This is a genomic window from Thalassotalea litorea, from assembly GCF_043642205.1.
GTDB lineage: Bacteria > Pseudomonadota > Gammaproteobacteria > Enterobacterales > Alteromonadaceae > Thalassotalea_A > Thalassotalea_A litorea.
In genome coordinates, this window is record NZ_JBHZSG010000007.1 from 139,386 (window position 1) to 150,077 (window position 10,692).

At 43.5% G+C, this 10,692-nt stretch carries 10 protein-coding genes; 9 read left to right on the plus strand and 1 reads right to left on the minus strand.

The genetic code is table 11. The features are described from left to right. Positions 1-4 precede the first annotated feature (4 nt). Positions 5-985, plus strand: coding sequence for a DUF2167 domain-containing protein (locus tag ACHUFQ_RS05950; protein WP_394173888.1), 981 nt, complete (start codon positions 5-7; stop codon positions 983-985). Positions 986-1,563: 578 nt separating this feature from the next. Further along, complete coding sequence (locus ACHUFQ_RS05955; protein WP_394173890.1) at positions 1,564-2,289, plus strand: YebC/PmpR family DNA-binding transcriptional regulator; 726 nt, start codon at positions 1,564-1,566, stop codon at positions 2,287-2,289. Between the two features lie 53 nt (positions 2,290-2,342). Here the strand turns inward: ACHUFQ_RS05955 and ACHUFQ_RS05960 are convergent, their stop codons facing one another. After that, positions 2,343-3,644, minus strand: coding sequence for an NAD(P)/FAD-dependent oxidoreductase (locus ACHUFQ_RS05960; RefSeq protein WP_394173892.1), 1,302 nt, complete (start codon positions 3,642-3,644; stop codon positions 2,343-2,345). A 199-nt stretch (positions 3,645-3,843) separates the two neighbouring features. On the opposite strand from ACHUFQ_RS05960, the gene ACHUFQ_RS05965 reads away from it, so the two are divergent. From ACHUFQ_RS05965 to ACHUFQ_RS05995, 7 genes are all read left to right on the plus strand, one after another. Beyond that, complete coding sequence (locus ACHUFQ_RS05965; protein ID WP_394173893.1) at positions 3,844-5,337, plus strand: aldehyde dehydrogenase; 1,494 nt, start codon at positions 3,844-3,846, stop codon at positions 5,335-5,337. 310 nt (positions 5,338-5,647) lie between these two features. Beyond that, positions 5,648-8,074, plus strand: a complete 2,427-nt coding sequence (locus ACHUFQ_RS05970) for a TonB-dependent receptor (RefSeq protein ID WP_394173895.1) — start codon at positions 5,648-5,650, stop codon at positions 8,072-8,074. A 129-nt stretch (positions 8,075-8,203) separates the two neighbouring features. Next, complete coding sequence (locus ACHUFQ_RS05975) at positions 8,204-8,413, plus strand: shikimate kinase (protein ID WP_394173897.1); 210 nt, start codon at positions 8,204-8,206, stop codon at positions 8,411-8,413. A 302-nt stretch (positions 8,414-8,715) separates the two neighbouring features. Further along, positions 8,716-8,967, plus strand: a complete 252-nt coding sequence (locus ACHUFQ_RS05980) for a hypothetical protein (protein WP_394173899.1) — start codon at positions 8,716-8,718, stop codon at positions 8,965-8,967. Between the two features lie 152 nt (positions 8,968-9,119). Beyond that, on the plus strand, positions 9,120-9,530 hold the full coding sequence (locus ACHUFQ_RS05985; protein WP_394173900.1) for a hypothetical protein: 411 nt from the start codon (positions 9,120-9,122) through the stop codon (positions 9,528-9,530). Positions 9,531-9,622: 92 nt separating this feature from the next. Beyond that, the gene (locus tag ACHUFQ_RS05990) at positions 9,623-10,060 is read left to right on the plus strand and encodes a hypothetical protein (RefSeq protein WP_394173902.1); all 438 of its coding nucleotides are present in this window, start codon (positions 9,623-9,625) and stop codon (positions 10,058-10,060) included. Positions 10,061-10,178: 118 nt separating this feature from the next. Beyond that, on the plus strand, positions 10,179-10,502 hold the full coding sequence (locus ACHUFQ_RS05995) for a hypothetical protein (RefSeq protein WP_138321657.1): 324 nt from the start codon (positions 10,179-10,181) through the stop codon (positions 10,500-10,502). Positions 10,503-10,692 lie beyond the last annotated feature (190 nt).

Below are 10,692 nucleotides of genomic sequence, written 5' to 3' on the forward strand. Positions count from 1 at the left end.
GACTATGAAAAACAATATTATGGGATATTTTGCATTAGTGACGGCTTTAGGTTTATTTAATGCCAGCGCCTTTGCCTTCAATCCAGAGCAATCCGCAAGCACACCAACCGTTGATGCACAGGCCATTGTTGAACCACAAACATTGGAATCGGTTGAGTTAAGTGAAGAAGAACAATATCAGCTTTGGGCAGAGCAAACCTTGGAATCCTTAACACCGACGACCGGTGTGGTTGAAATTGCCGATGCAGGGGCAACCCTTACGGTTCCAGAGCAGTATTATTTTCTGAATCAGAAAGATGCTCGGGTTGTGTTAGAAGATATTTGGGGTAATCCTCCTAGTGAATCGGTTCTGGGTATGCTGTTACCGGCCGGTCTAACACCATTTGATGCCGAATCCTGGGCGGTCACCATTGAATTTTCCGAAGACGGCTATGTCTCGGATGAAGATGCCCACGAGATTGATTATGCTGAGCTATTAACGCAAATGCAGGAAGATACCGAAGCGGTTAACGAAGAGCGCGTTGCTGCTGGTTATCCGGCGATGCACCTGGTTGGTTGGGCAAGTACCCCGTATTATGACCAGGACACCAACAAGTTGTATTGGGCCAAAGAATTAAATGTGGACGGTTACGAGCAAAACACCCTGAATTACAACATCCGTGTTTTGGGTCGTAAAGGCGTGCTAATCCTTAACTTTATTGCGGCAATGGAACAAAAAGACATTATTAATAATAACCTGCCATCCGTATTAGCAATGGCGGAATTTGATCAAGGCGCTCGATATGCCGATTTTGATCCGGATATCGATGAAGTAGCCGCTTATGGCGTCGGCGCGTTGGTTGCCGGTAAAGTTCTGGCTAAAACTGGCCTTATCGCTGCGGCGATTATGTTCTTTAAAAAGTTCGGTATTTTTATTCTTATCGGCATTGGGGCATTGCTGAAGAAAGCCTTTTCAAAAAAAACAAAGACTGAAGAATCGGTCTAATAGCTTTTAGCAAGGTTGCAATACCCGATAAAGGCGATGGAGACATCGCCTTTTGCTTACACCAGTCTCAATGTTAGAAATGTAGGTTGTTCGACTATTCTCCACAATCTCCAAAGCGTTGCTTCGAAGAATGGTGTGCTATTTTCCTCGCCATTTACCGCCCATTATCCATATTGGCCGATTTTGTTAGGATAATACCAATCCCATTAAGTTTGTGCACAACTCAGAGTTAGGGCAGAGGTTCAGTTACAACATAGATTTCGTTGATATAGTCATTCTATATTAATGAAATATAGGGCAGTAAATGGGCCTCTCACTAACTCCCTACGGGTGAGTTTTAAAGGCATTTATCCTGCATTACTGATTTTGGCCGACTTTGAGATAATGGAATAACCATTCTCTGCAATCAAAGCCTTGTCTAAAAGCCTCTAAATTCTAACTGAGTGAGCAATAATTTAATGGGATTGGTATAATTACCGGCAATTCCTTTTGCCTTGGGGATTTTTACTGGCACTTTTTGTACGACTCCTGATAAAATTAACCGCAATACTGACTGATAAAAGAATGAGCACAGAAATATGGGTAGAGCATTTCAAAACCGTAAAGAATCTATGGCAAAAACCCAGGGGCAAAAAACCAAGGTTTATTCCAAATACGGTAAAGAAATTTATGTTTGCGCGAAAAATGGTGGCGTAGACCCTGATGGTAACCTGGCACTCCGTCGTTTAATCGAGAAAGCCAAGAAAGACCAGGTACCAACACATGTCATTGATAAAGCCATCGATAAAGCCAAAGGTGGCGGCGGTGAGAATTATGAAACCGCTCGCTATGAAGGTTTTGGTCCCGGTGGCTGTATGGTCATCGTTGATTGTCTAACCGATAACACCAACCGAACCATCAAAGATGTGCGCCAGGCATTCACCAAAACCGATTCTAAAATCGGTGGTCCAGGATCTGCAGCCCACATGTTCGATCATCAGGCACTGTTCTCTTTCAAAAATGATGATGAAGAAGCCGTATTAGAAGCTCTGATGATGGCTGATGTTGATGTGACCGATATCGAAAACGAAGACGGTATGATGACGGTATTTGCACCGCACACCGAATTCTTTAAAGCTAAAACCGCACTTAGCGAAGCGTTCCCGGATATTAATTTTGAAATGGAAGAAATTACCTGGGTTCCACAAACTTACACCAGCATCAGTGGTGAAGAGGATTTGGCTAATTTTGAAAAATTCATCAATATGCTCAATGACAGTGATGATGTGCAAAACATCTATCATAACGCTGAACTTGACGATTAATGAAAAGCCGACAAAAAAGCCAGCGTTAACGCTGGCTTTTTTGTCGGTGATATTTACCAGCCTAGCTTGTCTCGCACGCCATAATACCAGGCACCAAGTTTAGTAAAGGGCACGCGCATCATTCTGCCACCCGGGAATGGATAGTGCGGTAGCGATGTAAACACCTCAAATCGACGAGTCTCACCATCGATGGCCTCTGCCAGTATCCGCCCTGAAAGATGCGAGGTATTAACCCCATGACCGCTATAACCCTGAGCGTAATAAGTGTTATCACCAATTTTTCCCAATTGTGGCAATCGACTCAAGGTCAACAGAAAGTCACCGCCCCAGGCATAATCGATTTTGATGCCTTTTAACTGCGGAAATACCGATTCAAATCGAGGTCGCAGGTACTTCTCAATGCTTGCCGGATCGCCACCGCCGTAGGTAACGCCACCCCCGAATAACAACCGGTTGTCTGCGGTTAATCGATAGTAGTCGAGTTTATAATTCATATCTTCGATGCAGTAACGCGAAGGGATTAACTGCTCTGCCAGTGACTGTGGCAATACTTCGGTGGTAATGATTTGCGTTCCGCACGGCATAGATTTGCGTGCCAGTTTTGGCTCCAGGTTGCCCATATAGGCATTACCCGCGAGTACCAGTTTTTTGGCGTGAACACGGCCTTTGCCGGTGATCACTTCGCTTAACTTATCGCCATCGGCATGTTTGATCTCTATGACTTTCGAGTCTTCGAAAATGATACCGCCGATATCGGTAAATGCCCTGGCTTCTTCCAGAGCCAGTTTAAGCGGGTGAATATGGCCGCAGTGCTCATCAACAAGTCCACCAACATAGGCGTCGGTATTGACGATTTTAGCCATCTCTTGTTTATCAACCAGTCGCAATTTTTGATTGCCAAAACGCTCCCATAGCGCCTTCTTTGCAGCAAGTTCATCCATTTGTTTGTCGGTAAAGGCCGCAAAGAAACCACCGTGCTGGTAATCCACATCAAGTTGGTATTTGTCAATCAGACCGCGAATAATCTCGGCACCCTCAAAAGCCATTGCACCCATGGCAGAAGCCGTGTCTTTACCATATTGTTTCTCAATGTGATCGATATCCCGGCTAAAGCTGTTAACGAGCTGCCCACCGTTTCGTCCCGAAGCGCCAAACCCGATTTTCGCCGCCTCGAGGAGGACAACCTTATACCCTTTTTCCTGCAGGGAGATTGCCGTAGCCAGACCACTATATCCGCCCCCGACAACACAGATGTCGGCCTGTATAGATTCTTGTAGGGAAGGGTAGTCTTTATGTCGCGAGCTACTGGCGGCGTAATAAGAATCGGGATATTGAGATGCAGGATTATGAGACATACATACCTTTATTAAAGGAGGACGAATTAAGTGTTGTATATTTTGAACAAAATATCGGATCAATGTCAATTAATCTGAATAATAAAGCTGATAATGTAAAATATATTGAATTATAAACCCTGCTTATGTAGTTTATCTGTTAAATTTAACGAATTGGAATATTTTCGGGAAGCCTTCCGTTAATCCGTTGGAGTAGATAATGAACGATAATAGTCTGGCATATTGGCAAGATAAAGCCGAACAGTTGGTGATTGAAGGCCGTGCTTATATCAATGGCAAGTATCAGCAGGCAGCCAGTGGCGAGCAGTTTGATTGTTTGAGTCCTATCGATGGCAGGCATCTGGCAAACGTCAGTGCTTGTGGCCAGGCGGATGCCGATGTCGCTGTGGCTTGCGCGCGAAAAGCTTTCGATTCCGGTGACTGGCGCCGTTTCCCTCCTGCCAAGCGCAAACTAATTTTGCAAAAATTTGCCGATTTGGTTGAACAACATGGTGACGAGTTGGCATTGCTGGAGACCCTGGATATGGGTAAGCCTATCAGTGATTCTATCAACGTCGATATTCAGGGAGCATTGCGCTGTCTGCGTTGGACCGCCGAAGCGATTGATAAAGTTTATGATGAAGTCGCCCCAAGCGCTGAAAATGAATTGGGTATGGTGACCCATGAACCCGTTGGTGTTGTCGCAGCAATCGTGCCCTGGAACTTTCCATTAGTGATGGCTTGTTGGAAACTCGCACCAGCGTTGGCTACGGGTAACAGTGTCATTCTAAAACCGTCTGAAAAATCACCGTTAACGGCAATAAAGCTTGCAGCGTTGGCAACACAAGCTGGGATCCCTGATGGGGTGTTTAATGTATTGCCGGGTTTTGGCCATACCATAGGTAAAGCGCTAGCCTTGCATAATGATGTCGATACTCTGGTTTTTACTGGCTCTACCGCCGTGGCTAAACAATTATTTATCTATGCCGGTCAATCCAATATGAAACGGGTTTGGACAGAAGCGGGTGGCAAAAGCCCAAATATCGTGTTTGCCGATGCACCTGATCTTGATCAGGCCGCGGCCGCTGCAGCTGGTGCCATTTGCTTTAACCAGGGTGAGGTCTGCACGGCAGGCTCGCGTTTATTAGTGGAATCGAGTATCAAAGATGAATTTGTCGCCAAAGTCATTGCGGCAACCAAGCAATGGCAACCGGGCAATCCGCTTGATCCAAACACTAATGTCGGCGCCATTGTTGATCAATCACAACAAACCCGGGTGTTAGGTTTTATTGAACAGGCACAGCAACAAGGCGGGAGCTTATGTCAGGGTGGCAACGCCATCGAACCCGTTGCCAATGGTTTTTATATCGAACCGACGGTTTTTGATAATATTTCCAATGACATGGATATCGCGCAACAAGAAATTTTCGGCCCCGTTTTGTCGATAATCAGTTTTGAAACCATGGAAGAAGCCATTGAGATTGCCAACGACTCTGAATACGGACTTGCGGCTGGCGTTTGGACCAGTAACTTGTCCAAAGGTCATCGCGTTGCAAAAGCCCTGCGAGCAGGTTCTGTCTGGGTTAACCAGTGGGATGGCGGCGATATGACAGCACCGTTTGGTGGTTATAAACAATCAGGTAATGGTCGTGATAAATCCCTACATGCGTTCAGTAAATACACCGAAGTAAAGGCGACCTGGATCAAATTGTAAGCCATCTTAAGCCTGATAAATGAAACAAAAAAAGGAAGCATTGCTTCCTTTTTTTGTTTGTCTGATTCCGCTTTACATGGCTATTTCAGAGACATTTCCTAACCGTTAAGGTGCATGATTGCACCTTGGTTGTTCAACACGAATGAATAAAATTTTACCGTGATAAAAATTCACGATAATTTTACATTACTGTTTGATTTATTTTACGCGGCGTGTATTATCGAATGCAAATGACGAAAAAATAATCATAATTTATTGCTCATTTAAACAATAAGAATAATCGCTTTTTAATTTAGGGAAGTCGTAGTTTATGAACCATCGTAAATCCTTACTTGCTTTAGCCGTAGCATCGTTTTTTACCACGTCGGTGTCGTATGCAGAAGAGGCCAGCAAAGAAGATGACTATGAAGTCATTGTTGTCACTCAAAAACGTGCACAAACGTTAAAAGAAGTACCGGTTTCAGTCAGTGCGTTTAATGAAAATTTTATTGACGATTACAACATCGATAATGCGGTTGCTTTGTCCAAGTTTACTCCTGGCCTTAATGGCGGTACCAGTAATGATAGCTTTGTTGATACGATTGGTATCCGTGGCATTGTAACTCAGGATTACGGTATTGGTGGTGATCCTTCTATTGGCTTGTATTTTGACGGCGTTTATCAAGGTCGCAGCGGCGGTGCATTAGGCTCGTTTTTCGATATTTCCCGTGTAGAAGTTACCAAAGGTCCGCAAGGGACACTGTTTGGTCGCAACGCCGCATCGGGTGCAATCAGTATTTATTCCAACGATGCAGTTGATGGTACGGAAGGTAGCATTGAAGGTGCGTTGGGTAGCGATAATTTGCAGGAAGTCACCGGTGTATTCAATACCAATTTAAGTGACAATCTATTTTTACGCGTCGCTGGACACTATGCGTCTGAAGATAACTATGTCGACAACCTTGCTGGCGACGAGTTACGTGGCCGTGATGTTGCGGCCGTGCGCGGTATTTTAAAATACGAAGGCGCCGATACTATGGTTCGCCTAAGCGCTAACTATGAAGATCGAGACATGGATGGCGGTATTTATCGCTCAATATGGACCGAAGGGCCGGCGGATGCGATTGAAACCGATTTAGGTAAAGATAGTCGTGATGTGGCTGAAGTTACGGCGCTAACGTTAGATATTGAGCATGACTTTGGTAGTGTGATTTTCACCTCTCAAACGGCAATGAAAAACTACACCTGGGACTATGTTGAAGATTACGATGGCACCGCAATGCCGTTTGGTAACTATTCTCAAGTCGATGATACCGAATATGTCAGTCAGGAGTTTCGCTTAAACTCAGACAACGATTCAGACATCTACTGGTTCGTTGGTGTTAGTGCCTATAAAGAGACTATCGATTCACAGTTTTATAACGAATACGACGATGATGCGTTCTGTTCGTATCTGCCTTACTTTGAAGAGTGGGATGAATCGTTAGCTGACATCACCTCTGATCCCGGCGCGTATTACGCCGATTGTCATGAGTTATTTGTCGATGGTTGGTATGAGCTCGATTTTGTCGATGATGCTGATGAAATTCAGATGATGGTCGACGATGGCGATATCCCCGCACCTGGTGGTGGTGAACTGGGTGTGCGTGAAGAAGTATTTGCTCGCGGCACAAACCAGGGATGGGGCATCTATGGTGACATTACTTGGGCGATTACCGATTCCACCGATATTACGCTGGGTGCTCGTTACTCCTACGATGAAAAAGAATTCGGCCTTAACTTGCCTGAACCCGATGGCTGGTTAGGACATTACTGGTTAGTTGGCGCTCACACAGCGGGCGAGTGGCTTGATGATAAAAAAGATTGGTCTGAGTTTACGCCTCGTTTGGCGATTAATCATAAGTTGACCGACGATATCAATGTTTATGCAAACTATTCCCGTGGTTACAAAGCGGGTGGTTTTAACACCTTCGCGTTCAATATTAACTATATGGACTGGACCGGCTTTGACGACGATGAAGAATGGTTTGACTATGAGCCAGATGGCGTCATTGATGGTATTGATGAAGAGTTTTGGGCGTCGGAATTGTATGGCGGCGAATTACCAGAAGGTAGTAGTTTAGCCAGTTACGATCCTGAGATTGTAGATAGCTATGAAATCGGCATGAAAGGTGATTTCTTCGATAGCAGTCTTGCCGTAAATCTTGGTGTTTACTATTACGACTACACGGATTTTCAGGGGACTTTCCCAAATGCTGGTGGTGTGATTATTAAGAACATCGGTAAAGCTGAAGGTAAAGGGGTTGAGTTAGACGCAACCTGGACACCGACCGATAGCTTACGTTTGTTTGTTGCCAGCGCGTTGCAAAATTCGGAAGTTAAAGAAGGCGAAAGTGCCGAAGGCGAATCTATCGTTGGCCAAAAACTTTCAGCACCGGAAGCGACATTTACCTTTATCGGTAGCTATAGCTGGTCGTTAAGCAGCGATATTGATATGGATCTGCAATTATCCTATGCATGGCAATCTGAAACCTTTGGTGATGAGTTCATGGGCGGCAGTGACTTGCTAGAGCAAGATGCTTATGGGTTGCTTGGTGCGGTTGCTAACATCTACTCTGACTCCTGGCAGTTTAGTGCTTACGTAGACAACATTACTGATGAGTTGTATTACGAAGGTGCGGTTATCGATACCGGTTATACACGTTTCGGTATTGGTCAGGGCATCAATGGTGGTATAAAAGCGAAATATAGCTTTTAATTTCACTGGCATTTAAACCGTCAAACCTATTAAAGGGACCTGTTACACAGGTCCCTTTTTGCTATCTCTAGAAAAGTCTATTCTCATAGGGTTATGTTTTTTCGCATTAAAATAGAATTAGGAAGTACAGTGGGTAGAATCGTGATTTTTGGTAATTCCGGAGCCGGTAAATCTACCTTGGCTCGTAAACTTGCTTGCAAATATGAGTTAGCTCATTTCGATCTTGATGAAATTGCCTGGCACAATACCAATCCGCCAACGCGGCAACCTCTTGAACAATCTTTTGCGAAAATCGATGAGTTTATTGATAACAACAAAGTCTGGGTAATCGAAGGCTGATATACCAATCACATTAAATTATTGCTCACTCAGTGAGAATTTAAAGGCTTTTAGGCAAGGCTTTGATTGCAGAGAATGGTCGTTCCATTATCTCAAAATCAGCCAAAATCAATAACGCAGGATAAACGCCTTTAAAACTCACCCGTAGGGAGTTAGTGAGAGGCCCATTAACGGCCCTATATTTCATTAATATAGAATGACTATATCAATAAAATCTATATTGTAACTGAACCTCTGCCCTAACTCTGAATTGTGCACAAACTTAAAGTGATTGGTATTATTCTTATCTAATTGAATACGTAATGGCGTATGCTGATAAAGCCATCTTTTTGAATCTCAGTATCGAGGATTGTATCGATAATGCGAAACAACGCCCGTGGGAACCCCATAAATATTCATCAAAACTCGCGCAAGATGAGAATCTTCCAATGCTCCTTGATTGGATAAAAGATTATGAGTCCCGTACGGATACCTTCTCACTCGCCTCGCATCAAGCTTTGTATGACAGTTTTTCCGGGGAAAAAGTTATGTATAGACAGAATATCAACGAATAATGGCATCAAAAATAGATAGTGTACTAGCCAACAGCTAGTTTGCGTCGGTCGGCCTTATCCGGTAATTTAGTTAAGCGATAATCGGCCGAGTTGAGCGATCAGCAGTCACTCAACTATGGTCAAAAAACGGTTATGCCTACTAGGGAAGTATGATGAAGCTATTACACTCATTTCTACTTATCATTCTTGGTTGTTTAGCATCATGCACAGATATGTATGACCCTTTATTATGGAAAAGTGGTAGCTTTACATTAGAATTTGTGGACTCTCCTGAGAATGCGAGTTTAAGATCAGACAGCACTTTAGAGCATGTAATTCCTGCTTCGGTGTTTGAAGTAGGAGCGAATGAAACATACATAGTTGCGAAACAGCGCCCCCGAAGAAATCGCTCAATTATAAATTACTTCTACATCAATACTCGTGAATTCCCTAAAACAGGTCGTTTCAATCCTTCGCATTATGTAGTCGGCCCCCTCACTGAAACTGAATTTACGAAAAAGAGTGAAGAACTTCAGCTACCAGCGTTTTCATATTCAATTGCGCAGGTAAAGGGTAATGGCTGACAGACTGTTTCTAACACAAATTTGACGCTAATAGATTGAAAAGGTTAATGTCTCTAACGAGCGAACAGCAGTCATTCAGATTAAGGATTTTCATGAAAAGGGTTATGGCTTTTACGTTAATGCTTTCAATACTAATGAACACACCAGCTTTAGCTGAAAAAGTAGTTTGGCAAAAAGACCCCGTATACGAAGTAGATATTGATTGTGACGGTAGGGTAGACCAAGTGCTTTACGGAACGATATCTAACGATTTCGTAATCAAAGTGAAATCCTCAGCTTATAATACAACCTCTTCCTTACAATTCGGCTTAGGGCAGTCCTCAAGACAGGATGCTATTTGTGGGCTGGAACCAGAGTTTTCAAAATTTGAATCTAGCTCTGAGCAAATAAAAGAATTATTTGGTGAGGAGTTCGAAGGCTATAAAGATACGGGGATATGTTTTGATTTAAACATTAGTGGTGGTGAATGTGACTCCATAAACGTTTTTTTCAATCATAAAACCCAAGAGCTAAATTGGTGGAGAATGTAATCTTTCTTATTGGTTAATTTCCGCAATTCAATTTTTGCGTCTGTCGGCACGTTCAGATAATTTGAATAAGCAGCCAGGGGCTTCAATGAGCGAGCTAGAGACATAGAGAAAAGGAATCATGCAACCAACTCATAGCCATCCATTATCAATACCGTTATTGGTTTTAGCTGTAGTACCAGCTATCGCGATAATCGCTTGGCCAGTTTCCTTATTTATGTCCGTTTTTATTTTTGACGCACCTGGTTCAGACAAAAATATAGCGAATTGGGTTATTCTCTTAATCATGCTTACATATCCTGTCCCAAGTTATGTTGGCTTCAAAATGGCGAAGCATGGTCATGAGACAGCAGATTTAAAAGTGTGCTTTACAGGCTGTTTATTGGCTTATAGTCTTGTTCCTATTTTTTATTTAGCGTCGCTGTTCAGCCCTTTCTTCAGTTAATTAAGAATAGTTTTTGAATAACAATATACTGTTACTTTAGCCCTCAAAAATCATCGTATATTAGCAATTGCTAACGGACCGAGTTTGGCACATAGCCGCCGTTCAACCGATGCCGATAGATTCCCTGTCGTGGCAGGGAATGACGCGAGGTTAGGTTGCATGAATCGACAGCCAGTTCTCGGCAATTGAA